Origin of the sequence: Paenibacillus filicis, assembly GCF_038070315.1 — a bacterium.
GTDB lineage: Bacteria > Bacillota > Bacilli > Paenibacillales > NBRC-103111 > Paenibacillus_G > Paenibacillus_G filicis.
Genome location: NZ_JBBPCC010000015.1, coordinates 190,452 through 214,678 on the forward strand (window position 1 = coordinate 190,452; position 24,227 = coordinate 214,678).

The window sequence follows — 24,227 nt, forward strand, 5'->3', positions numbered from 1 at the left end:
CATTAAGCGTTACCGGTCAGACGTCTGACGGGCGAGCTCCTTACGGACAATCGGTGCGACTTGGGTGCCGAGAAGCTCAATCGTCCGCAGCAAGTCGCGATGCGGCAACGAGCTGAAGTCGACGTACATCATGAATCGAGTCAAGCCCAGGTTCTTGTGCAGCAGTACGATCTTCTCTGCGACATATTCAGGGTCTCCGACATACAGTGCTCCGTGAAGGCTGCTGGCTGCATCGTACGAGTCACGTGTATAGGTAGCCCAGCCTCGCTCTCGTCCAATTCGGTTCATTTGGTCGGCCATGACCGGGTAATATCGTTCTGATGCGTCTTGGGTCGTATCCGAAATAAAACCATGCGAATGCGTCGCAATTTGCAGCTTATTCGGATCGTGACCTGCCTTCACCGCGGCTTCCTTATAAAGCTCCACCAGGGGTGCGAATCTCTCCGGCATCCCGCCCAGGATAGAGAAGACAATCGGAAGTCCCAGCAAGCCGGCGCGAACAGCCGATTCCGGACTGCCACCCGTGCCGATCCATACAGGTAGAAGCTCCTGCTCTGCACGAGGATAGATGCCCATGTTGTCAATCGCCGGTCGATGACCGCCGCGCCAGGTCACCTTCTCAGAAGCGCGAATCTTCAACAGCAGCTCCAGTTTTTCTTCGAACAATGCCTCGTAATCCTTCAGGTCATAGCCGAATAAAGGAAACGATTCGATGAACGAACCCCGTCCGGCCATGATCTCCGCTCGCCCGTTCGACAGACCGTCCAGCGTTGCGAAGTCCTCATATACCCGCACCGGATCATCCGAAGAGAGCACCGTCACTGCGCTCGAGAGCCGGATCCGCTTCGTTGAAGCGGCAGCGGCGGCCAGAATGACGGCTGGCGACGAGGCTGTGTAGTCGATTCGATGATGCTCGCCGATGGCATAGACGTCAAGGCCGACTTGATCTGCCAATTGAATCTCTTCTACCGCTTGGCGCAGCCTCTGGGCGTGCGAGACACCACCATGGCCGGGATTTACATGGAGGAATGTGCTAATTCCAATTTCCATCGTATTCGTTTGGTCGCTCATAGTCATATTCTCCTTTTTTATATGGAATAGGGACAATCCTTGAATTCCACAGTTCTAAATCTATAGAATTATCGATTAAAAAAATTACGCCATTAAAAAGGGCGCAAATTTTTCCGCTATTTCTCGATTGACATTATAGTGAATAAACGATCCATTTTTGCGAGAATTAATCAAGCCGGAGTCCGTCAATTGCTTCAGATGATGCGACAGCGTCGAGCCAGCAACCGATTCAAGCTTTTCACCGATGGCGGTGAAGCATAAATTACTCTCACCCGCGAGCAGCAAAGCGATTTTCAGCCGGGTAGGTTCTCCCAAAGCTTTATATACTTTAACTGCTTGCCTGATATCGTCTTGATGTTCGCCCATTATTATCACCTCCCTAACTTACTTCCTCAGTTCTACAACTATCGAAATCAATAATATCACCATGCCGTTCAAAAGTAAAGAGCCACTCCCCCGAATTTATCAACCTCATAAAACAACGTCTGTCGGCGTCCTGAAACGAATTCAGCGGGAACAGCGGCCTGCATATATGAAACAATAAAAAAGGCTTCCGATCTGCCAGAAAAGCAGATCAGAAACCTATCATTGATGAAGTGGTGCGGTCGAGAGGACTCGAACCTCCACGGGGGGTTAGCCCACACGGACCTGAACCGTGCGCGTCTGCCAATTCCGCCACGACCGCGTATGTATCGATCTAAAACCAATTATGTACCGGTTACTTTAGACGACTTTTTGATTATATGAATTTATCACCATAAAGTCAAGACTTGATCGTTATTTTTTTATGATTCATATTCATCTATATGCAACAACGAATACAATCACAGTTGCATGTGAGAAGACTTTCCTGGAGTGCAGTAATATCGGAGAGGAGCAGCAGCGTGAACTTTAATCTCACCGAAAGCTTGGAGATCCTGGAGCGTACACCGCAAGCACTGGAGGTATTCTTAACAGGTCTTTCCGAGAACTGGCTGAAGAATAACGAGGGCGAAGGAACCTGGAATGTCCATGAAGTGATTGAGCATCTGATTGAAGGCGAGAAGCAGAACTGGATTCCTCGACTCGAATTTATCCTGGCCGAAGGTGAGAGCCAGCCCTTCCCTGCCTTTGACCGTTACGCTCATTTGAACCCAAAGGCTGAAACGACGATTAACCAGAAGCTGCTCGAGTTTAAAACGATACGTTTGCAAAATATTCTCAGGCTCAAGGAGCTTATTCCATTCGAATCAACCCTCGAAAAAACGGGATTTCACCCTGCCTTCGGCGTTGTCAAAGTCAAGGAACTAATCGCGACCTGGGCCGTGCATGATTTGACGCATATGACTCAAATCCTTCGAGTCATGGCCAAGAGATACGGTACGGACGTAGGAGCGTGGCGAGAATATTTAGGTATTTTAAAGTGAAGCCTGAGAAGGGTTCGTACTCCTAACCAGAGCCGAACCCCTAACCAGTTTCTTAGCAAATCCAGAGGATTCTCCCGCTTCCCCCCGTCCCGTCCATCAATAGAAGTTCCCCATGATCATTTGATCCAAAGCCGTTCCGGCAAGCACCATCGGATATACATTTTCATCCTTAGGGATCACGAACTCCACGAGCACAGGTCCCTGAGTTTCCAGCGCTTCCTGCCAGACCTTTGCTGCTTCTTCCTTCGTACTGGCTCTAAGTCCTTTAATGCCGTAAGCTTCAGCAAGCTTGACGAAGTCAGGACTGCCGGCAAGATCGATTTGACTGTACCTTTTCTCATGGATAATTTCCTGCTGTTGTTTGACCATGCCGAGCACCTGATTGTTTAACACAACAACTTTAACAGGGATTTGGTGAATGGCACACACGGCCAATTCCTGCGCACACATCTGAATACCGCCATCCCCATTAACAGATACCACAAGGCGGGAAGGATTCCCCAATTGAGCGCCGATAGCGGATGGAAGTCCGAAGCCCATCGTTCCAAGACCACCCGAGGTGATTAAGGATCGGGGATGATTGAATGTATAATAATGCGCGGCCCACATTTGATGCTGCCCCACATCTGTAGTGATAATGGCATTCCCTTGTGTAGTTTGATCGATCATTTCGATGACAAATTGCGGCTTGAGCTCGGTTTCCGAATCTTGATACCTAAGCGGATAATCCGCTTTATCCTGCTTGAGCTGCTTGATCCACATCTCGGACAAAGCCGGCCGAGCCTTTGTATGGGCATAAGACAACACCGCTTTGATATCCCCGACACAGGCGATATCGACTTGAACGTTTTTCCTAATTTCAGCCGGATCGATATCTATGTGCGCTATCCGTCTAGCCTTGGGAGCGAAGCCGCTCACCTTCATCGTGAGCCGGTCATCAAAACGCGAGCCGATGGAAATGATCAGATCGGCGTTTTGTATAGCCATATTGGCTGCATATGCGCCATGATGTCCGGCCATCCCCATCCAAAGCTCATGGGCGCTTGGGAATCCTCCCAAACCAAGCAGTGTGGTGACTACGGGAATCTTCGTTAGGTTCACGAACTCGGCCAACTCCTCAGCCGCATTCGAGTAAACGACTCCGCCACCGGCTATAATCACAGGCTGCCGTGACTCGGCTATGGCCTGAAGCAGGTTATCGATCTCGGAGTGATCCAATTCGAGCTCCGGATTGTAGCCCCTTATATCCAGGTGATCACACGGCTTATACCAAAACTGCTGATTCGACACATCCTTAGGAATGTCGATCAATACCGGCCCTTTCCTTCCCGTGTTCGCAATATGAAAAGCCTCATGAATAATCCTCGGAAGATCCTCGGCATCACGAACCAAATAATTATGTTTAGTGATCGGCATCGTTATACTCACGATGTCCGCTTCTTGAAAGGCATCCGTCCCCATAACGGTAGTCGGAACATTACCCGTAATCACAACAAGAGGAACGGAGTCCATATAAGCCGTCGCGATACCGGTAACCAGGTTGGTCGCTCCAGGTCCTGAGGTGGCTATACATACGCCTACCTTGCCTGTCGAGCGGGCGTAACCGTCTGCCGCGTGAATAGCTCCCTGCTCATGTCTGGTCAAGCAATGCTTAAATTCCGGATTTCCGACCATGGCGTCGTAAATATACAGAACACTCCCTCCAGGGTACCCGAATACGCAATCGACCCCTTCGAGCAATAAACTGCGCAACAGACCCTCTGATCCTGTAATCAACTCGGCATTTTCTTGATGTTCCATGGATGGCTTCATTGAAAATCCTCCTCGAAAATGATAAACCCCTCTCCTCCCAAGCCGGCAGATCTCTGCTAGCTGTATAGGGACGAAAGGGGTTGATTTTCGCGGTACCACCCTGGTTTGCCGGAATCTCTCGATCCCGAGCCTCATGAGGTAAGACTTACTTACCTCCGGCACGGTAACGTGTGCCATTTCGTTTGAGCCTACTTATCGCATCCGACTTGGACCGATGTTCAGTCAAAAGCTCCGAGACGACTTCGCGGCAGTGGATTACGGCAAAGGTTTCAGCTACTCCTTCGCTCTCTGGACCTAAGAGCCCCTGCGCTTTTTTCTCTTCTTCGCTTTTTATTTACATTTAGATACAAAAACCCCTCTCATCCCGAGCCGACAGATCATCTGCCAGCTGCATAGGGACGAAAGGGGTTGATTTTCGCGGTACCACCCTGGTTTGCCGGAATCTTGCGATTCCGAGCCTCATGAGGTAAGACTTACTTACCTCTGGCACAGTAACGTGTGCCATTTCGTTTGAGCCTACTTATCGCGTCCGACTTGGACCGATGTTCAGTCAAAAGCTCCGAGACGACATCGCGGCAGTGGATTACGGCAAAGGTTCCAGCTTCTCCTTCGCTCTCTGGACATAAGAGCCCTGCGCTTTTTTCTCTTCTTCGCTTTTCATATGGATATTAGCAGTATTTTATCACAGTCCGACGGCTTTATCAATCTCAAGGATATGCCATTGTTTTTCTATATTCCGTTGGCGACACACCCATTATTTTTTTGAACAGCTCTGCAAAATAGTTAGAGCTATTAAAACCACAGGCAGCGGAGATATCGGTGATGTTAAGACTATTGTTCGTCATAAGCTCTATACTTTTCTGTAAGCGGTAATCGGTAAGATAGGCTATCGGTGATTTCTTTAATGAATGCTTGAACAATCTGCAGCACTTACTCCGACAAACCGCTCCAGCTGTTGAAATATCTTGCAAGCTGATACTCTCTGCATAGTGCATCTGAATGTAGGCGATCATCTTTTTCATGGCGGCTATATCCTTCGAATACGCCTCTTGGAATCCATGCTTCACGACCGTATTGGTATACAAATGTAAAAATAATAACTCAAATTGAGTAATGGCTAACATTTCATAACCTTCTTCTTGATGATGACAGGTTTCATATAACCTTCGGATCAATCGCAGCGCCTCGCTCTGCCATGCTACTTGTTCAGTGAAGACAATCGCATCACTATTGGAATCTTGCAGAAACGGCTTGATATATTTATTTTCGATGTGAGTATTTCGGACAAGCAGACTTGGGTTCAACAATAATACAAGAAAGCTGCAATCCTCATCTTGATTGGAAAAACCATAATGCAGCCGATTCGAGTTTACGAAGATGCCTTCCCCTTGTTGAAGAAGATAATACTCTCCATCCACAAAATAATCCATTGAACCTTCCAAAATGAGTATGAATTCCAAATCATGATGCCAATGGCAGCTCGCACTGCGATTATAAAAGTAAGAGATCCGGGATTGTCTCGTACGAATAGGCAAATATGGCGTATCGTATTCTACAATTTCCGATAGATTCTCCGCTACGTTCAATTGCATCACACATCACCGTCCGAGATACGATTGTTATATAAATAAGCTCAAATGCGATATTTAGAACGATTCAATTGTACTATCATTAGATAGCAACATGAGTAAATAGGAGGGCATACTGGCATGACACAACGTGAACATATAAAGAACGGCAAGCTTTTCACAGATATGGGAGAAGGATTGCCGGAGGAACGGCTTAAAGGAAAGGAGCTCGTGTACGACTTTAATCTGACCAGGCCATCAGAGAAGGATCGACGACAGGTATTGGCCAAAGAACTGTTCGGAAGCTACGGGGAGAAGTGCTGGATTGAACCTCCTCTTCACCTATGCTACGGGTCCAATACCTTTATTGGGGATCATTTTTACGCCAATACCAACTTGACCATCCTTGATGACACAACGGTTACGATTGGCAATCGGGTCTTACTTGGCCCGAACGTTACGATTTGTACCGTGGGACATCCCGTTGATCCTGAATTACGTGCTACGGGGCAAATGTATGCCTTCCCCGTCGTGATTGAAGATGGCGTTTGGATCGGCAGCGGCGTGATCATTAACCCCGGTGTTACGATAGGAAAAAACAGCGTAATTGGCGCCGGAAGTATCGTTACGAAAGACATTCCTCCTCATGTGATCGCTGTTGGAAACCCATGCAGGATTCTTCGTGAAATTACGGAGGAAGATAAAATGTATTATTACAAGAACCGCAAAGTGTAGCCAGCGTTCAGATCTTTTACATGAACGGCAAAGGAGCATGGATGACAATGGCACTTTTAGTTAGGGAAAAAAGCTTTTATAAGAGCTTCATTAGTTTAACTTTGATCATCGCGTTGCAGAACGTCATTACGATCGGAGTTAACCTTTCGGATAACCTTATCCTTGGCGGATACAGCGAGATCGCTTTATCTGCAGCATCGCTGGCTAATCAGATTCAATTTATCGCAACATTTCTGATGATCGGCTGCTCACAAAGCGTTGTTATTCTGGCTTCACGCTTATGGGGGGCCCGACAGCTCACGATTATTAGAAAAGTGATTGGAGTTGGCATGGCCTTCTCACTTGCTATTGGTGTGGTTACCTGTGTAACCGTTATTGGTTTCTCAACGGAGCTGTTGTCGTTACTAACTACGGATGAACTTGTTATTCAAGAAGGAGCCAAATTTCTAAGCATTGTATCGTTTTCGTTTGTATGTTTTGCTATAACCACGGTCTTGTTGGCCTCCCTGCGCAGTATGGAGATTGTAAAGATTGGGTTATTCGTTTCCCTCTGTACGCTCGTTATCAATGTCTCATTGAACTATCTATTGGTGTATGGTCAGTTCGGATTACCGGCAATGGGCATAAGCGGGTCAGCCACCGCTACGTTAGCGTCGCGCATCATAGAATGTATCATCGTCATCGTGTACGTCTTAAAAAACAATCAGAGCTTAGGACTAACTATTCGTAACTTTTTGAAACTGGATACATCCATCCTGAAGCAATATACACAAATTGCTTTCCCTATCTTAATATCGAGCCTGTCCTGGGCTGGAGCCATGGCTGTACAAAGCGGGATTCTAGGTCATATGGGCACATCTGCCATTGCAGCCAACAGCGTAGCCACGACGATATTTCAGTTTGTAACGGTCATCACGTATGCTTCTGCCAGTTCAACAGCGGTCATCATGGGAAAAACAGTGGGAGAAGGTCATTTAGCAAAAGTAAAAGCCTATAGCCGTACCCTGCAGATCTTATATCTAGGTATTGGTCTGGTTACGGCCATCGTATTATTTGTTACCAAGGATCATGTCTTATTCATGTATGCCATCTCCGATGAAGCCAAAACGCTTGCTCTGACCTTTATGACGATCCTATCGATAACCGTTATAGGAACATCTTACGAAATGCCTGCTTTATCAGGGATTTTACAGAGCGGCGGAGATACAAAATTCGTCATGTACAATGATTTTATTTTCATGTGGCTGCTGATCTTACCGGCGTCACTACTAGCAGCGTTCGTATTTAATTACTCGCCGGTTATCATCTTCATCCTGCTCAAGAGCGATCAGATCCTGAAATGTTTTGTTGCTCTTGTGAAAGTAAATCGATACAAATGGATCAAAGTCATGGCGGATCAACCTTAATTCATGCATGTGCTGTACGGCTTAACCGAGATAGGATTCCATAAATATCCCTCTATGTTTCGAGTGACCATCCTGATGGTCCGCTCGAATATAGAGGGATATTTTTCTTTCTGATACCTACAGTCACATCCAACTCAAGTCATCGCACACTTCGATATACTCGTGCAAGGTGTCGAAAAAGCATATCGTGCTTGAAGGGTCATTGACGGAAGAGTATTCATGAACCATAACATGACCATTCTGCAGCTCCCAAGCGGTATGAATGCGAGTTACGTTCTTCCCATCCAACAGGATATCCTGAGCGACATGTCTTATGGCTTGTTGACTATTCAATGTATCACTCATATGAATAAGAATTGGAAATTTACTCATGATAGCAAAAACACCTCGGTTTTTCTACTGGACTTTGAAACAGCCCGTATTCAAGTATTTGAAATCTCGTTGGGAGCTTGAGCATCCTTCCTCCTAGGGGATACACCATCCTGTCCAATGGGTTTCGCTGCTTGAGACAACAAGGCGGCTACAGTGACTGCGATAAGAACAAAAATCAAGGCGCGAAGCAGACCGATCGATTCACCAATAATGCCTAGAAAAGGCGGGCCTACAAGAAATGCGAGGTAACCGGCCGTAGAGACCGCACCTACCCTTGCCGCTACGCCACGCGGGTCGTCTCCTGCAGCGGAAAGTCCCACGGGAAAGCCAAATGCAGCGCCAAATCCCCAAAGCACAATGCCTACAGAGGCCATCACAAAATTCTGCCCCCATATCACGATAAGCAGCCCGACAATCGCAAAAAGCGCGGACGCCCGGAGAACGAATACTCGACCGAAACGGTCAAGCAAGATGCCGCCTGCTGCACGGCTGATCGTCATTGCACCCACAAATAGACCGAAAGCCAACGAACCCATCGCTGGGGTCGTATGAAAACCATCGACAACGATAAGCGGCAGCCAGTCGCTTGCAGAGCCTTCAGCAAAAGACATGCCAAGCACAATGATACCGAGCAAAATCGTACGGCGCTCCTTCCACACAGCCATGCGTTCTCTGGCACTCATCGGCGGATCATTCGAATCACCGCCTGTTTCCTTCCCGGTACCGGCTGGTACAAGACGGTACAAAAGGATCATAGCCAGGATGATCACGGCCACGGCAAGGACCAGATGGATCGTGACGGAAAGACCTAATTTAATTGCAGCTGATCCACCCATCGCTCCGATGAGCGTACCTAGACTGAACGAAGCGTGGAAGCCGGTCAGAAGTGATTTTTGAGCAGCTCTCTCCACGGCGGTTCCCTCTACATTCATCGCCACGTCGCATATGCCATTACCGAATCCGAAAATGGCCAGGCCCACAAACACCCATGCACCGCTAGCTAGCCATGATCCCCCCAAGCCCACAACGACAAGACCCACCGAGCTTACAGCAAGGCTGGCTGTCATCACAAAACGCCCGCCCTTATAGGCAATGAGATGACTGGCGCATAATAACCCTATAATGGAGCCTACGGCCAGACCGAAAATAATCCATCCCATTTGTGACGTGGTAGCCCCGAGCGTGTCCCGAATGGCAGGTGTACGCGATACCCACGATGCAATGGCGAAGCCGGGCAGTGCAAAAATAAAATAAATGGCGAGACGCCATAATTGAATTTGTCGATTGCTTAATGAACGGTTCATCTTCATTCCCCCAAGTTTTGCTGATTCAGTCTGCTGCCAGCATACGCTTCACAGTCAACTGCTGCAGCCCATGAAAATAATCCTGCTGCCAATCGCTAATAACGAAATCCGGCAGATTCTCTTTCGGTACAAACGAAGCGCTTATCGTTTGAATCTGAACAAGGTCATGGTTGTTCAGCTCGGAATTACAAAAAATGATAGTATGCGGATTAATAGTGGCTGTGAAGGCAGCGACAAGCCGGCTTATGGCCTCAAGAAGCATTGGACGGCTTTTATTCATATCCGGTGCGGTTAAAGCGTCATCCAGCAATTGTGCAAAGTTTCTCATACCGGATAGCGGTACATAGGAAACCTCGCCTGAGAAAAAGGTTTTCCCTCTAACGATATGTCCATTTACAATGATTCCGGTACCCGGCCCATTCTTGCCCAAATACAGGTACACCAAAGAAATCGAATCATCGTTGCCGATGCGGTCATAATAGCCGATAGCCGTTGTGTTCATGTCATTTTCAACTTGAACCTGAAGAGCGAATTGCTCCTCATAGAAGGTTTTAAAATTAAAATTCTGAAACCTGTCATAACCCGGAATATGGAATGCACATCCATCATTCACGGCGCCGGGAATCCCCAGTGTAAGAACACGCGTGGAAGGATACCGAGCCAATAAAGCACCAATTTGTTCGGTAAGAAGCTCCGGACCTGCTTGCAGCACAGCGGGGAGCGTTTCCCTGGCCACGATCTCTCCCTCGTAGTTAAGGATCAAATAGGATGAAAAATCACTCTCCAGACATGCGGCGAGTCCCGTCATATAGGCGGGATTCAGCTTATAAGTATTTGGCCGCCTACCGCCGCTGGATAGGCCTAGGCCCACCAGCAGCACCTCGCCTGCCTCTTTCATTTCATCTATCGTTTTACTTATCGTTGGAAAGCTGATGCCTGTGCTCTGCGCAATCTCAACCTTGGTCGATTCTTTAACACCATATAGCGCCGCGCGTATATGTTGACGAATTAGATCTCCCATCATTTTCGGATTCATAAAGGTTTGTTTAATTATTGTCTTCACCCACTTATTAAATATCTTTAATTAGTTGTCATTCTAACACACAGGATAGAGGTGCGCAATGCGTTTTTTAGCTAAAAAGCCCCTGAATTTCTACATGAGAAATTCAAGAGCTCTAAGGCTTCCCCTATCGCAGGAACCGCTTTTCACCAGCTATTAACTCCGAGATGTGAAAGCATTTTTTTCATTTGCCCCTTCAACAAGAACAAGGCCAGTAAAGCCATGAATACACTGGTCGCCCCAACCCAGGTGATCTGCGATAAGGAAATTCGATCGACCACGATTCCGCCAATTCCAGCCGTTCATTACATGTTTTCTCCCTTTTAGTCAAGTTTCACGATCAAATAACTCAGATCAAACCTGGAGTATCGGGAGACAGTAAAAAGGCTCCCGTCTGCCTCACAAGCAGATCGAGAGCCTTTTCGTTGATAAGGTGTGTGATCGAGAGGACCTAAACCTCCAGGAGGTTATTTTAATCCTCCCATATCCATTCTCTCACCCACAACAGGCGTTTTAAAGGAAATCGTACGGGTTGCATCCTCATAGTCTACTTCGGCACCGAGCAGTCCGGCGACTTCGCGGACTGGTAGATAGGAAGAGCCGTCCACCACGATAGGCGAGGTCTGCAGCGTCTTCTCTGTTCCATTGACCTTAATAACAAACTTCGTAACCGTCGCCTGCACCGTCTCGTTCGTCGCGGCCAAGGCCGATGTTGCGGATCCGATCAGCAGACCGAGTGAGAGTGCAAAGATTACTTTTTTCAATGATACCAGCTCCTTAAAATCATATACTAGAATTTTTAATTGCCCTACACGATTCATTGTAGCGCTCAACTTAGGCAAAACTTTGGACGAAATGTGGAAAAACAATGGGATAGATTATTCATTCTGATTCGACGTTACTCATTCAAATACGTCTTCACCCGGTTCTGGATCAGCTTGCTGACTTCTTCCGCGGACTTCTGCCCGCTCATGTAGCTTTTGAACTCCTCCGATGCGATCATTAACACTTTCATATCGCTGGATTTTCGGACATCCGCCTCCGAAATCAACTTCTTTACCTCTTCAATCCGTTTTTTCGCCTTCGCTTCATCCGATAGCATATATTTCTCCAGGGTGCCGCTCTTGATTTTCTGCAATACTTCGTTGAAGTTCTGATCGGCAGCGCCTTTATTCATCGGCAATCCCGTGAGATTCGGCGAAGTTTGCATCTCATCGGAAAGCAAAAACTTGATGAAAGCCCATGCTTCCGGTTGAACGTTAGATTTACTGTTCAGTGCCAAGCTGTAGATGAACTTGAAGGGCACACCATTCTTTTTTCCGCTCGCACTTGGCTTCTGGTAATACTCCAGGTACTCGGGCAGCGTCAGTATTTCCTCTGTGCCGTAGATGCCTGCCATTTGAAAGGCCATTTTATTGAATTCGGACGAAAGCCCTGAGAGCCCTTCATTCGCCAGTCCATCGTCATACATGGACTTGATTTCCTTCATCATATTGCGGAACAGATCCGAGTCAAAGTTCGGCTTGCCCTTATCGACGAGCTGGCCGTAATTGTCCTCGATATAATCGAAAAGCAGCTCCGTGGAATTCAGGTTGTCGAAACCTTGGTATCCTTGTTGCTTCATTTTCTTGCCGACATCCTTGTATTCATTCCAGTTCCAAGGTTTATTCTTATCCACTGAAATATTCGCCTTCTTCAATAGCTCGGTATTTCCCCGAACAAGATCAAGCGTAAAGGAAATGGGCATGACATACAGGCCATCCCCGTCTTGAGATGCCTTCAAGATATTGGGGTATAAGGTGTTCCGGTCGAATGAGCTGTCTTTGGCCATCAGGTCGTACAAGTTAACCAACAGTTTTTTGCCGACAAATTTGTCCTGGGGCAATTCATTCATGAGCATCAGATCGGCCCCTTTGCCGGAAATAACCTGCGTCGTTACCGATTGAACGTACTTTTCCACGTCTCCTAACGAGATGGCTTCCACGCCCATACCGCCTTCTACGGCTTTCGGCGCAGCCTTGTATTCCTTCAATTCGATATGAATATCCGAATGCTTTTCTTCAAATTTCTGCACTGCGCTTTCCAGGAAGCGATCTTTCATCATAACAGATACGACGACGGTTTTCTTACCGTCCTTCGTCTCACCCTTGGATTCGCCTCCGCTGTTGCCGGAACAAGCGGATAACAGCAGAACGCTGGACAGCGTCACGATTAACCCTGTTTTTTTCAAATGAATCATCCTCTCAATTTAATCGGACCCGATTGCCTTCCTGCAGCGGCTCACTCGATTCCGTCACAATGTCTTCCCCCTGGTAAACGCCTCCGAGCACGGCGATCTCCTCGTCGTTCGCCTTCCCCGTCTTCACGTAAGTCTTCTGGACGGTGTACGTGTTGCCGAGTGAACTTCGATTCTCGCGAACGACGAACACGTAGCTGCCGGTTCCGTCTTTTTTGAGCCATTTTTTGTTGATGACAAGCCCCTGGTCCTTAAGCGGCTTCTCCAGGCTAACGCTGGCTGACTCACCTCCCTGCAGACCGTCGTCCGACACGTAGACGACGATCGTTTTTTGAACCTTGGCGCCTCCGTCCGGATTGCCGCTATCCATCTCCGGTTTGTTGGCCCCTCCGCCGCCGCTCCCCGGGGAAGCGGCCTTGATTTCGGCGACAGTTCCTTCGACCTGCTGCGGCTCACCCCCATTCACGGTAACACGCACTTTTTCGTCCTTTCGCAACAAATCGGCAGAATCTTTATCCACCGTGAACGTGAATTGAAACCCTTCTCCGGATTCCATCAGCGTTAACACCGGCTGGCCTTGAGGCACGTTCAAGCCTTCCTTGGCTTGAAGATTCACTATTTTGCCGTCCGCGTGAGCTATCAACGTGCGTTTTCGTGCCAGATCATTGCGCATGGTTTCGATTCTCCGCATGGCTATCTCCCGATCCAGCCGATCCAATTCCAAGTCCCGCTTTGCTTTGCGAACCACGGCCTCGTCCCCTATTCGCTGGGCGTTCACGAACTGCTCTTGCAGCAGCTCCGCGTTTAAATTCCGTTTCTTCAGCTCGTCTTCCGCATCGAGAAGCTGCTGCTGGGCCTCCGTTCCGTCGAACGTAACGAGAACCTGGCCTTTCTTTACTTGTTCATCCCCCTGGACATGCACCTTCACCACCTTCCAGCCGCTATCGCTGTTTAACTCGACTTGCCGGCGCGGTGTGATCGTACCACTGCCCTCGATGCGATGAGCCAACGTTTTTTTCGCGGGCTTCTCTGTGGTCACTTTGGGCAGCAATGCCGTTTGAAGGGTTTGGCTGAACAACGTCAACCCCGCCAATACGAGGAGGAACGCGACCAATGCAATGCCCGCAACCCGTTGTTTCTGCAGTACCATGTTGCCAATCTCCTTTCGCTCAGCCTTTCACGCCGGAAAGCTGAATCCCTTCGATAAAATACCGTTCGGCGCTTAGGAACAGGAGCACCATAGGCATCATATAGACAACCGACACGGCAAACGAGACGCCCAGCGCATCCTTCTGGATGCGGGAGAGAAAGACCGAAAGCGGCTGCATCTCGGCGTCCTGCAGAAAAATAAGCGGCTGCTCGACCATGTTCCAATAGTCGACGAACAGCAGCACGACGAGTGCGGCGATGCCCGGCTTCACCATCGGCAGCGCAACCGATATGAAGATGCGCAAGTACCCCGCCCCGTCCATTTTAGCCGCTTCGATATAAGCCGAATGGATATGGAGCATGAATTGCCGAAGCAGAAAGACACCGAAGGCGCCGAAAATGCCGGGCAATATGATGGAGCTGGGATGATTCAGGAGGCCCAGCCGGTCAGCCATCAAGTAGTTGGGTACCAGTGTCACCTGGAACGGCATCAGCATCGTCATCAAGTAGAGGAAGAACAATCCTTCTCTGCCTGGAAAATTCAGCTTTCCGAACGCGAATGCGGCGAGCGTTGCCACCGACGCTTGTCCGATGATGATGGGTGCCACCATCGATACCGAATTCCAGAACAGATACAAAAATATGGGGGTGGCGATCAATACTTTGTCATATTGCTGGAACGACACCCAGTCGGGAATCCACTTGAGATTGACGAATACGCTCGTGTCGGTTTTGCCTAACATGCTGTAATTCGCCAGAATTTCGCGCTCCGTCATGAAGGAACTGACGACAGTCAAGACGACGGGCATCAGCAGCAGGACAGCGACGGCGATCAAGAGCAACGAGCGCAACAGCGGTATGACCCATTTCTTGGTCATGTCATTCACCTCTTTCTTGTGCTTACTCCATATAAGAGCGGAAAATCCGCTCCGTACGAAACAGCACGAACACGAGCGCCATGATACACAGCGCCATCAACACCGCTGCGGACGAAACTTTCTGGATATCCAGGGACAGAAACATATTGTTCATATAGTGCTGCATCATATAGATGCGGTCATGCGGGTAAGCGCCGGCGACGAGATACGTCTCGCGAAACACCTTGAATGAATTCAGCACGGACATGAGTACGACCAGAAATGTCGTCGGCGTCAAATACGTAAGCGTAATGCCGAACAGCTTACGAACGGGACCGGCCCCTTCCAGATCGGCGATTTCATAATAATGATCCGGAATGTTCTGTAAGCCGGCCAGGAACAGGATGACGTTGTATCCGATGTTCTTCCATACATAGACCAGCACGATCACAAAGCCAGCCCAATCGGATTTCATCCAGTCTTGGCGGCCAAAGCCGAAATGCTGCAAAACCGCGTTTAATGCGCCGTTCCAATCGAACAAGATTTGCCAGACCAGCACGATCGAAGCGACCGGTACAACGAGCGGCAGTACATAAGCGGTGCGAAGCCAGTTTCGGAAAAATACCCGCTGGTTCAAGAGCAGGGCCAGCAAGAGCGATATGAGGACGAGAATCGGTACGCTGATCGCGGTGAACCAGAACGTATTGGACGCCGCTTTCTGAAACGAAGAACTCAGGAGCAGCTCCTCATAGTTGGACAACGTGAATCCTCCTCCGAGCCGATCCTGGAACGAGTTCAGGATGCTCTGGCCGAACGGAATGAGATAGAAAACGGAAAATCCAGCCAGACTCGGAGCCAGGAAACCGAGGGCAGCCAGAAGCTCCCTGCGGACCAGACGATGTAATTTCAAGTGAAAACCTCCATTCGGGAGCCGGCAAACGATTTTGAGGAACAGCTTTACGTCGATTAGTGTACAAATAAATTCGGGGAGTAAATATGAAAGCAATGTGGAAAAAGTGTGGAATCCGGCCTCAGCGGAATCTAATATGATAAAATGGTTCTCGATAAACGCTGGGAGGTTACTCATGAAGTCCTATCAAATCGCCGTAGTCGACGACGACGCCCAGATCCGGGAAATCGTCGAGGCTTATTTACATAAAGAAGGATATCGTACAGTCGCCTTTTCGACGGCGGAAGACGCGTGGGAGCTGTGGAAAGACGATCCGCCCGACATGTGGATTCTCGACATTATGCTTCCGGGGATGAACGGCTTCGAGTTATGCCGGCAAATCCGCAAAGAGGCGGAAGTACCGATCGTCATGATCTCGGCGCGTGATGAAGAAGTCGATCGCATCCTCGGGCTCGAGCTCGGCGGCGACGATTACTTGACCAAGCCTTTCAGCCCGCGGGAATTGGTTGCGCGCGTGAACCGCCTGTTCCATCGGGTCAGCTCGATTCGCCAAGCTCTGGAGAATCCCGCCCCTTCGCAGCCTGGACCTGCAACGATCGAAGTGGGCGAACTGCGGCTCGTCCTGGAAGAACGGCGCGTGTTTTGGCATGGGGAAGAAATCGAAGTAACGCTGAAGGAATTTAAGTTGTTGCAGACGCTTACCGAGCAGCCGAATCGCGCGTTTACCCGGGATGAACTGCTTACGTTGATTTGGGGAGATGCTTATTACGGGAGTGACCGGGCGATCGATGATCTCGTGAAGCGGCTGCGTAGAAAAATCAAAGAGCTTCCGGTCGATACCGTGTGGGGACACGGCTATCGGCTGCGCTTGGAAAGGACGGGAAACTAAGATGAAAATGATTTATCGGCTTCATCTTTCATTTGCCTTGCTGCTGCTATTTATTATCGCGATTACTGCTGTTCTGATTTATCCGCTGCTGCTCAATAATTTGGTGGACAACCAGCGCAAAGAGCTGCGGAATCAAGCTAGCCTCCTGATGGAATTAAGCCCCGTCATGCCGCTCATGCCGGCCATGCCGCTCATGCCGATAATGCCGGTGCAGAAAACATATGCGCAGACCTTCGCCATGCAGGTGCCAGCTGTTGCGACCACAAACGCGGTGCTGGTTGCGCCAGGGGAGAAGGTGGTCTACAGTACCCTGTCCAGCGAAGCGACGGCAGATCTGATGAAATTCTCCAAGCTGGATATTCCCGGTTCAAGAGGAATCTGGCATGGCAAGGACGATCAGTATATCGTCGAGACGTTACAGGCGAGCCCAAATATCGAACCGGACAAGCAAGGGGTTACGGCGATGATGGCAACCCCGCTAAGCCAAGTGAAAGCGATGCAGCTCGCGTTGTTTAAACGGTTGATGATCATCTTATCCGTTGGCGGGATCGTCGCTTTTCTGCTGAGCATCGTCATCACGAGAAGACTTGTCAAACCGCTCGGGGATCTGAGGAAGGAATTAAGTAAGGTGGAAATGCGCCGTTTCTCTGAGGTTCGATTAATTGAAACGGGGGGCGAGATTGGAGAAGTTGCGAAGGCCGTATATGATCTGGCCGGCGAATTGGAGAAATATCAACGCACGCAGAAGCAATTTTTTCAAAACGCCTCGCACGAGCTGAAGACTCCGCTGATGTCCATCCAGGGATACGCCGAGGGCATTAAGGACGGCATTTTCACAGGGGAGCATGCCGACAAAGGTCTGCATGTCATCGTCAAGGAATGCGAGCGTTTGAAAAAAATCGTGACGGAAATGATTCTTCTCGCCAAGCTGGAGAGCGAAGAAGGCATCTTCCATATGGACCGTGTTCCGGTTCGGGAATTAATTACGGAGACGCTCGAGCGCATCAATCCGTTGCTCGTCAAGAACGATTTGCAGATTGAGATAACTGGACTCGACCACGGCCAAGAGCTGTTGATCTATGCGGACCGTGAGAAGCTACTGCAGGCGCTCATCAACATCATGGGCAACGCGGCTCGATATGCCAAGGAAACGATTCGCATCCAAGCTTCTGCTGACCTTGATGGAATCGACATCGGCATCACCGACGACGGCGAAGGGATTCCTGAACCGTTATTACCCCAGCTCTTCCAGCGGTTTGCGAAAGGAAAAAACGGAGAGACGGGGCTCGGCCTTGCCATTTCCCGCGTCATCGTTGAGCGGTGCCGTGGCCGCATCTCGGCTCATAATGAGCCGGACGGCGGCGCAGCGTTTGTTTTGCGGTTTCCAGCCCTGCAAACGAATGCACGCACACTTTAAAATTCGTATCGAGGCATGATCAGCGGGCGTTCTCTTGAGGGACATGCTCCAGGTCATGCCTTTTTCTTATGCTTCTACTACGTTCATATTATTCGATACCAGCAACTTTCAGATGCCCGTAGGCAACCAGTTTACTGAACTGGGAGGAGACTTCACTCGTAGAAAGAGGCTGATCGTTTTTAATCCACCAAATGATAACTCCCATGAAAGACGACACGAGATATTCGAGCAGCAATTCCTGGGAGATGGCTAAAGGCGATTTTCCTGCAGCAGGATTAACCCCCTCACTTAATTTATCCTTTATAATAGTCTCCATTTTCTCTCGAAACGGATAGATTCTGTTCTCATCAATGAACATCGCGTAGTAAAAAGATGTGTTGCGCGAAATATGTTCCAATATGGCTTGCATAACGGTCTCGACTTTAGAAATACGGTAAGGCTTCATGCTGATTGGACATTGAACGATGACATCCTTCACTTCGCTCAACAACCCATCCATACATGTATGCAATAAGTCAGGTTTATTTTCGTAGTGAAGATAAAACGTGTTTCGATTGATCATAGCCCGATTGGCAATATCCTGGATCGTTATCGCTTCATATCCTTTTTCTTGAATAAGCTCAAAAAAAGCCGTTCGAATCGATTGCTTGGTGCGCAGTATTCTCAGATCGACTTTCTTGTTCATGATCTTCTCTCCTTGAAAAAAATTTGAGTCGTTAAGCGACAAAGTGATTGGAATTGTATGTTATCCTTCATATTCAAAAATATTGAATATTGAGCGTGGTATACATCCCAATTATAATGAGTACAAGATAAATAAACAACAACATGTTCATTATTTATCTAATGACTATATTTCAAATAAAAGGAGCTATTCTGATGACATTAAACAATCAAAATGAGCTTGTCCTTAAGGCAATCGCAGTACTGGAAAGCTTAGAAAGCGGGCAACCAGAAGCGATTACGAATTACATTCATCCGGATCACTATACTCAGCACAATCAGGCTTTGCCCGATGGTCGTGCGGCCATGCTGGCTGCACTTGATCATCTCAAGGAATGGGGTACCAAGGTTAGCATTAAACGCACCTTAGTCGATGGAGATTATGTAGCTCTTCATTCTGTATATGATTTTCACGGCCCTAAAATCGGCTTTGATATCTTCCGTTTTGAGAAAGGACTCATCGTCGAGCATTGGGACAACTTGCAGGATCTGGTGGAGAAAACACCAAGCCATCATACGATGATTGACGGCCCGGTCACAATTAAGGATATAGAGAAGACGGATGCGAATAAAGCATATGTCACATGCTTTGTCGAGGATATCATGATTGGGAAGAATCGGGGCCTGCTTACCACTTACTTTGACGGAGATCATTATATTCAGCATGATCCACATATTGCAGACGGCCTTTCCGGTCTCGGTGCCGCAGTACGGGCCTTGGAGGAGCAGCATATTGACATGCAATACACTCATATTCATCAGGTGATTGGTCAAGGCGATTTTGTGCTTACTGTAAGCGAAGGTCTCATTAATCGAGAGCCTACCGCTTTCTACGACTTGTTCCGCGTGGAGAATGGAAAGATCGCCGAGCATTGGGATGTCATCGAAGCCATACTGCCGCCAGAAAAGCGAAAAAATTCGAACAGCAGATTTTAAAGTTGTGGAACGTAATAGGCAGTTGCCTCCTCTTAACTCTGAAATGATCGTTCACCACATTGCGGGCTATTGCAAACAGTCATACCTCAAAGGGGGATTTGCCCGCCGAGTAGGTTTCAAGCTTTCAGAGCGTCTTCTCGAAAACCAGGCTAGTCAAGTAAAAAAAGCAAAGGCTCAGCATAATTGCTTGGGCCCTTGCTTGATTTGATCCGCTCGAGAGACTCGAACCTCCACGGCTGTTACCCCCGCAAAATCAATTTGATAAAAAATGTTCAAGATATTTTTCGCCGAGCGTTTTCATTTTTTCATTAAAGATTTCGATCTCACCAAAACAGCTATATGAATCATACATGTATAAGGAAACCATCGTTCCCGCATAGCTTTGTCTATACACTTCCGCTATACCTGCAGTTAGGATATAAAGATAATCATCATAGGTTGCCTTTCTCTTCTTTTGGTCATTGACCTATTCTTCAAACAAATTAAATAAATAAAGCTACTCCAAAAAAGAAAAAGCAAGGGCCTCAGCATAATTGCTGAGGCCCTTGCTTTTTCTGATGCGCTCGAGAGGACTCGAACCTCCACGGCTGTTACCCCACTAGAACCTGAATCTAGCGCGTCTGCCAATTCCGCCACGAACGCATATTGTTTATTTCTTTCGTCCCTCTCAGGGGGACAAGAAGTATAATAACATCGATTATATAAGAAGTCAAACCTTTTTTTAATATTTTTTTATCAGTCCAATAACCAGCTTCGGACTCCCCAGATGATGACCACCCAGATCGGAATCGTAAATAAAATACCGTAGATGGTACCGCGGATCGCAGAGCCTTGTTTCATCCCAAGCCCACCCTTTCCCTGACGAATCATATCGTAGGTACTACAGTATGCATGCCGGAACCGGTTGATACTATCCCCTGAGAAAAAAATCACCATCTCTGGCTGTCATTCCCATCTAAACAGCCCGCTAGTTATCCCTCCACATAAGCGCGAACAGCAAGGTTCGACCATTGTGTCAGTTCCTCTACACTGCTATGCGGAGGGCTGTGGAACAGAAGCGTTCCGCTATCCTGTCCATTCGCGTCAGGCATGATGATCTCTCCGACCACTCCCTGCCCATGCTGCTTGACCCTCAGCATCATGCCGCCTGCAAGTCCGACTACGGATGTCGTCTTCGTCATCCTGCCTTCGCCGCCCTTCGGAAGATCTAATACTCGGTAATATGCCCGGAAGAAACCGGGATCATACGCGGGCGAAGCTCACTTCCTACCCACAAGCCATCGCTTCAAGACTCCATGTCCTCTTCTCCGAAAAGCTCCACTCTGGGGTCTTTCGAGGGCTGGTACGTGTACGAACGATCGAGCTTCACGACACGCCGGTTCGGCCTGCGGATCATGACGGTCTCCTCATCCCAAGCTACAACGATGCCTCTTACATCATTGGCCCGGTCAGCGTCCCGAATCACGCGCACCTTGGTGCCTTCCACGCGATATTGATCCAACTGCTCATCGGTAATCATCGATTTTCTCTCCCTTCATGCTCTGTGAGGTTATAGATTTGCCTAGATCTTATAAATATACACCAATCAGGGGATACAATAAAGGAGAGTCATACCCCCACGCGAGGAGCGGAGTATCCGGTATATGGACAGAAAAACTTACTACATTGCAGTTGGCAGCGGAGAGATTTTGGAGCCTGCCGCGGTTACGGACAATTTCGAATTCGAGATTCAGGCCGACCAGGAAGAAATCGATCAGCTTCAGGAGCTATTCGAGGATAAGGAGGACGACGAGCAGTCTACCATGCTGGCAGGACTTACCCCGTACAGGCAATTGTCAGATGACGAGGAGAACGACGCTTACGACTGGACGCTAACCGAGATCTATATGATGATTCACCGACTGGGAACGCCGGAAACCCGCAAGCAGATCGAAGCCATGGGCGTTCTTCCCTCGTCCTCGTGAGACTTGGCTAACAGGTCCTCGCATATATCAAAAAAGAACCTGAATGCGCACCAGCGGCATTCAGGTTCTTAGCGTTAGACAGCATTAGCCTACATGCTCTCTGGAATCATTTGTTTCAAACCAGTAATCGAGCACCTTGCTCGACATGACCCGTTTATGAATATACTCAGCCTGCTGCTCGGTGAATTGGGCTTCCCAAGCGATGTCCAGTTCCTTGCAGAGCTTCACGACTGTCAACAGTTCAGACCAGGCTACATACCTTTTGTACCAAAAGAATTGAGGATGCTCAATCATATAAGGATACAGATCGTCAAAATCTGTATGTTTACAATCAAGGGCACGTTCAAAATGCACTTTGGCCTCATTCAATTTGGTCACGAAAAAATCCGCCGGAATTTCTTTCCCCATGCAAGAAGCACCTCCCCAAGTAGTCAGTCGAAACCAACTTCCCCTTATCATTCTGATAAAAGTCACTGCCACTATTATAAAGGAAAACGCTTAGATATGGAAGGCTTCCGGCTGATTTGCGTCATGTGCAAATGTTGCTATTCGAAATGAACCTGCCCGCCAGCCAATGAGGAAATGCGCACCAGCGACTCCACACGCACACCAGATTCGCGGATCGTCCGGCCTCCGGCCTGGAACGATTTCTCCACGCCTATGCCGACGCCGACAAGCGCAGCCCCCGACCGGCGGATGATGCGGATCAGACCGCGCGCGGCAGCGCCATTGGCAATCAGATCGTCGATCAGCAGCACACGGTCATGCTCGCTCAGAAACTCCTTGGAGACCATAATATCCGTGACGAATCCCTTGGTGAAGGAAGGCACGCGCTCAGAGTAGGTCTCCGCATCCGTGTTGAGCGGCTTCTTGCGTCTGGCGAATACGAGCGGAACCCCCAGCTCCTGTGCGGCTGCGAAAGCGATCGGAATGCCCGATGATTCGATGGTCATGATCTTCGTAACCTTCTCCTCGCGGAATAAACGCGCAAACTCACGCCCCATCTCCGTCGTCAGCACCGGGTCTACGGCATGATTCAATATCGCGTCCAGCTTCAGCACTTCGTCTGACAGAACGACGCCAAGCTCCCTTATTCTCTGCTTCAACATTTCCATAAGTTCCACGCCTTTCGATAAAGAACAATCTTTTTCGTAAACTTATCACAACGGCAAACCCCGTTTCAAGTAGCTTTTCATTAAAAATATAAGACGATTTCCAGAATTTCAAAAAAAAATGCAACCTTCTGCCCGCAAATCCGTCTAATTAAAGTAAGAAGCCGGAAAAGAATGCCTCCCGGCACGATACAGTAACTTTGAAAATGAAAAACGCTTATTTTCATAATTTTTTCGATGGTTTTTGGTCGTTTTTCGTCTTTGTGAAGCGTGCCGTGACAGAGTATGATAAGTAAGATCATTCAACCCTATAGTTAATACGGAAAGGAAGTACATGATGAAACGAAAGAGATCCTTCATCGGTTTCTTGTCCGTTGCCATATGTCTCACGGTCTTGTCGGCCGGCTGTCAATCCAAGCCGCCTGCTGAAGCCCCTCTTGCCGATCCGCCTGCCCAGCAGGAGAAGAGCGCCGTGATCTCCGAGCCGATCAAAGTGCCGGACAAGGACACACAGGGAGCAGCCAATACCATCCCGGCCCCGGCCAATACGCTCTCCAGCAACGAGAAGGTGTCATTAGCCGGCGCAGACAAGGAAACCAAGACCGAAACCGAGCCTCCAGCCAATAAAGGAAAAGGCACAGGAAGCAACGCCAAACCTAAATTCGAAATCGAGAATCCGTATACGCAAGCCAAGCCTACCCTGCTCGGTCTGACTTTAAAAACCAGTGCAACGGAAATTCTCAACAAGTTCGGCAAGCCCAAGGATGAATTCGTGATGGACGATGACGCCGACCCCATGAACGTCTATGATTACAGCGACTTCCAGATCGGATTCAACAGCAAGAAGGAAGTTCACTTCATCGATGTACGCAGCTCGGACATAGATCCCGGACTTAACGGGCTAAAGCTGGGCGATCCGTCGACCGGCATCAGTAAGGCGCTCGGCAAGCCGACAACCAACACCAACTACGTGTATACCTACAAGACGAGCGGAGCGATTCTGAAGCTGGATATCGATCCAAAAACGCAAAAAGTAAACTCCATCAAGCTATTTGCCGAGTAGCATAGCCATATTTATAGGATTTGTTTGTGCAAGCTGGTACCGTGTAAGAACGGTGCCAGCTTGTTTGGCATACGTGGGGCTATGTGGAAGGCATAGATCAGCACAAGGATCAAGCTCAGGAGATTAGAGAACGGGCTTTGCAGCAAGCCACAGAGCTGGCAAAGCGCTTCTAACGGAGAAGATCAATTGAAGGTTATCAGCTAAACATAAAGAAACGGGAGCGAGTTTGCGCTGCGC

At 48.6% G+C, this 24,227-nt stretch carries 24 protein-coding genes and 2 tRNA genes; 8 read left to right on the plus strand and 18 right to left on the minus strand.

Annotated features, from left to right (window positions below; translation table 11 throughout):
- Nucleotides 1-9: 9 nt before the first annotated feature.
- From WMW72_RS22025 to WMW72_RS22035, 3 genes are all read right to left on the minus strand, one after another.
- Entirely contained in the window at nt 10-1,071 is a 1,062-nt protein-coding gene (locus tag WMW72_RS22025; protein ID WP_341417722.1) for an LLM class flavin-dependent oxidoreductase, read from the minus strand.
- A gap of 84 nt (nt 1,072-1,155) precedes the next feature.
- Entirely contained in the window at nt 1,156-1,437 is a 282-nt protein-coding gene (locus WMW72_RS22030; protein ID WP_341417723.1) for an ArsR/SmtB family transcription factor, read from the minus strand.
- A 231-nt stretch (nt 1,438-1,668) separates the two neighbouring features.
- Nucleotides 1,669-1,756 (minus strand) — tRNA-Leu (locus tag WMW72_RS22035).
- Nucleotides 1,757-1,955: 199 nt separating this feature from the next.
- Between WMW72_RS22035 and WMW72_RS22040 the strand changes: the two genes are divergently transcribed.
- On the plus strand, nt 1,956-2,477 hold the full coding sequence (locus tag WMW72_RS22040; RefSeq protein ID WP_341417724.1) for a DinB family protein: 522 nt from the start codon (nt 1,956-1,958) through the stop codon (nt 2,475-2,477).
- A 96-nt stretch (nt 2,478-2,573) separates the two neighbouring features.
- On the opposite strand, the gene ilvB is transcribed toward WMW72_RS22040, so the two are convergent.
- A complete protein-coding gene (ilvB, locus tag WMW72_RS22045) occupies nt 2,574-4,289 on the minus strand; it encodes a biosynthetic-type acetolactate synthase large subunit (RefSeq protein ID WP_341417725.1) in 1,716 nt (571 codons plus the stop codon).
- A gap of 707 nt (nt 4,290-4,996) precedes the next feature.
- Entirely contained in the window at nt 4,997-5,881 is an 885-nt protein-coding gene (locus tag WMW72_RS22050) for a helix-turn-helix domain-containing protein (protein WP_341417726.1), read from the minus strand.
- Between the two features lie 117 nt (nt 5,882-5,998).
- Between WMW72_RS22050 and WMW72_RS22055 the strand changes: the two genes are divergently transcribed.
- Nucleotides 5,999-6,592, plus strand: coding sequence for a DapH/DapD/GlmU-related protein (locus WMW72_RS22055; RefSeq protein ID WP_341417727.1), 594 nt, complete (start codon nt 5,999-6,001; stop codon nt 6,590-6,592).
- 20 nt (nt 6,593-6,612) lie between these two features.
- A complete protein-coding gene (locus WMW72_RS22060) occupies nt 6,613-7,998 on the plus strand; it encodes an MATE family efflux transporter (RefSeq protein WP_341417728.1) in 1,386 nt (461 codons plus the stop codon).
- 422 nt (nt 7,999-8,420) lie between these two features.
- On the opposite strand, the gene WMW72_RS22065 is transcribed toward WMW72_RS22060, so the two are convergent.
- The 7 genes from WMW72_RS22065 to WMW72_RS22095 form a co-directional block, all read right to left on the minus strand.
- Nucleotides 8,421-9,674: an MFS transporter gene (locus WMW72_RS22065; protein ID WP_341417729.1), complete on the minus strand. Its 1,254-nt coding sequence runs from the start codon at nt 9,672-9,674 to the stop codon at nt 8,421-8,423.
- 25 nt (nt 9,675-9,699) lie between these two features.
- Entirely contained in the window at nt 9,700-10,710 is a 1,011-nt protein-coding gene (locus WMW72_RS22070) for an ROK family transcriptional regulator (RefSeq protein WP_341417730.1), read from the minus strand.
- 491 nt (nt 10,711-11,201) lie between these two features.
- The gene (locus WMW72_RS22075) at nt 11,202-11,498 is read right to left on the minus strand and encodes a stalk domain-containing protein (protein ID WP_341417731.1); all 297 of its coding nucleotides are present in this window, start codon (nt 11,496-11,498) and stop codon (nt 11,202-11,204) included.
- A gap of 134 nt (nt 11,499-11,632) precedes the next feature.
- A complete protein-coding gene (locus WMW72_RS22080) occupies nt 11,633-12,964 on the minus strand; it encodes an ABC transporter substrate-binding protein (RefSeq protein ID WP_341417732.1) in 1,332 nt (443 codons plus the stop codon).
- A gap of 13 nt (nt 12,965-12,977) precedes the next feature.
- Nucleotides 12,978-14,120: an efflux RND transporter periplasmic adaptor subunit gene (locus WMW72_RS22085; protein WP_341417733.1), complete on the minus strand. Its 1,143-nt coding sequence runs from the start codon at nt 14,118-14,120 to the stop codon at nt 12,978-12,980.
- Nucleotides 14,121-14,139: 19 nt separating this feature from the next.
- Complete coding sequence (locus WMW72_RS22090; protein WP_341417734.1) at nt 14,140-14,997, minus strand: carbohydrate ABC transporter permease; 858 nt, start codon at nt 14,995-14,997, stop codon at nt 14,140-14,142.
- Nucleotides 14,998-15,019: 22 nt separating this feature from the next.
- On the minus strand, nt 15,020-15,886 hold the full coding sequence (locus WMW72_RS22095; RefSeq protein WP_341417735.1) for a carbohydrate ABC transporter permease: 867 nt from the start codon (nt 15,884-15,886) through the stop codon (nt 15,020-15,022).
- 175 nt (nt 15,887-16,061) lie between these two features.
- On the opposite strand from WMW72_RS22095, the gene WMW72_RS22100 reads away from it, so the two are divergent.
- Complete coding sequence (locus WMW72_RS22100) at nt 16,062-16,775, plus strand: response regulator transcription factor (protein WP_341417736.1); 714 nt, start codon at nt 16,062-16,064, stop codon at nt 16,773-16,775.
- A gap of 1 nt (nt 16,776) precedes the next feature.
- The gene (locus WMW72_RS22105) at nt 16,777-18,192 is read left to right on the plus strand and encodes a sensor histidine kinase (protein WP_341417737.1); all 1,416 of its coding nucleotides are present in this window, start codon (nt 16,777-16,779) and stop codon (nt 18,190-18,192) included.
- An 88-nt stretch (nt 18,193-18,280) separates the two neighbouring features.
- On the opposite strand, the gene WMW72_RS22110 is transcribed toward WMW72_RS22105, so the two are convergent.
- Nucleotides 18,281-18,877: a TetR/AcrR family transcriptional regulator gene (locus WMW72_RS22110; RefSeq protein ID WP_341417738.1), complete on the minus strand. Its 597-nt coding sequence runs from the start codon at nt 18,875-18,877 to the stop codon at nt 18,281-18,283.
- Nucleotides 18,878-19,071: 194 nt separating this feature from the next.
- Between WMW72_RS22110 and WMW72_RS22115 the strand changes: the two genes are divergently transcribed.
- Complete coding sequence (locus WMW72_RS22115; protein WP_341417739.1) at nt 19,072-19,851, plus strand: nuclear transport factor 2 family protein; 780 nt, start codon at nt 19,072-19,074, stop codon at nt 19,849-19,851.
- 558 nt (nt 19,852-20,409) lie between these two features.
- On the opposite strand, the gene WMW72_RS22120 is transcribed toward WMW72_RS22115, so the two are convergent.
- The 3 genes from WMW72_RS22120 to WMW72_RS22130 form a co-directional block, all read right to left on the minus strand.
- A tRNA-Leu gene (locus tag WMW72_RS22120) sits at nt 20,410-20,493 on the minus strand.
- Between the two features lie 329 nt (nt 20,494-20,822).
- Nucleotides 20,823-21,032, minus strand: a complete 210-nt coding sequence (locus tag WMW72_RS22125; RefSeq protein ID WP_341417740.1) for a hypothetical protein — start codon at nt 21,030-21,032, stop codon at nt 20,823-20,825.
- Nucleotides 21,033-21,136: 104 nt separating this feature from the next.
- The gene (locus tag WMW72_RS22130; RefSeq protein WP_341417741.1) at nt 21,137-21,370 is read right to left on the minus strand and encodes a hypothetical protein; all 234 of its coding nucleotides are present in this window, start codon (nt 21,368-21,370) and stop codon (nt 21,137-21,139) included.
- A 124-nt stretch (nt 21,371-21,494) separates the two neighbouring features.
- On the opposite strand from WMW72_RS22130, the gene WMW72_RS22135 reads away from it, so the two are divergent.
- Complete coding sequence (locus WMW72_RS22135) at nt 21,495-21,815, plus strand: hypothetical protein (RefSeq protein WP_341417742.1); 321 nt, start codon at nt 21,495-21,497, stop codon at nt 21,813-21,815.
- Between the two features lie 84 nt (nt 21,816-21,899).
- Here WMW72_RS22135 and WMW72_RS22140 read toward each other — a convergent pair whose 3' ends face one another.
- Both WMW72_RS22140 and WMW72_RS22145 read right to left on the minus strand, forming a co-directional pair.
- On the minus strand, nt 21,900-22,223 hold the full coding sequence (locus tag WMW72_RS22140; protein WP_341417743.1) for a hypothetical protein: 324 nt from the start codon (nt 22,221-22,223) through the stop codon (nt 21,900-21,902).
- 137 nt (nt 22,224-22,360) lie between these two features.
- A complete protein-coding gene (locus WMW72_RS22145) occupies nt 22,361-22,930 on the minus strand; it encodes a xanthine phosphoribosyltransferase (RefSeq protein ID WP_341417758.1) in 570 nt (189 codons plus the stop codon).
- A 331-nt stretch (nt 22,931-23,261) separates the two neighbouring features.
- Here WMW72_RS22145 and WMW72_RS22150 point away from each other — a divergent pair, with 331 nt between their 5' ends.
- Nucleotides 23,262-23,990 (plus strand): DUF4309 domain-containing protein, encoded by a 729-nt coding sequence (locus tag WMW72_RS22150; protein ID WP_341417744.1) that lies wholly within the window; start codon nt 23,262-23,264, stop codon nt 23,988-23,990.
- The last annotated feature ends 237 nt before the right edge of the window (nt 23,991-24,227 follow it).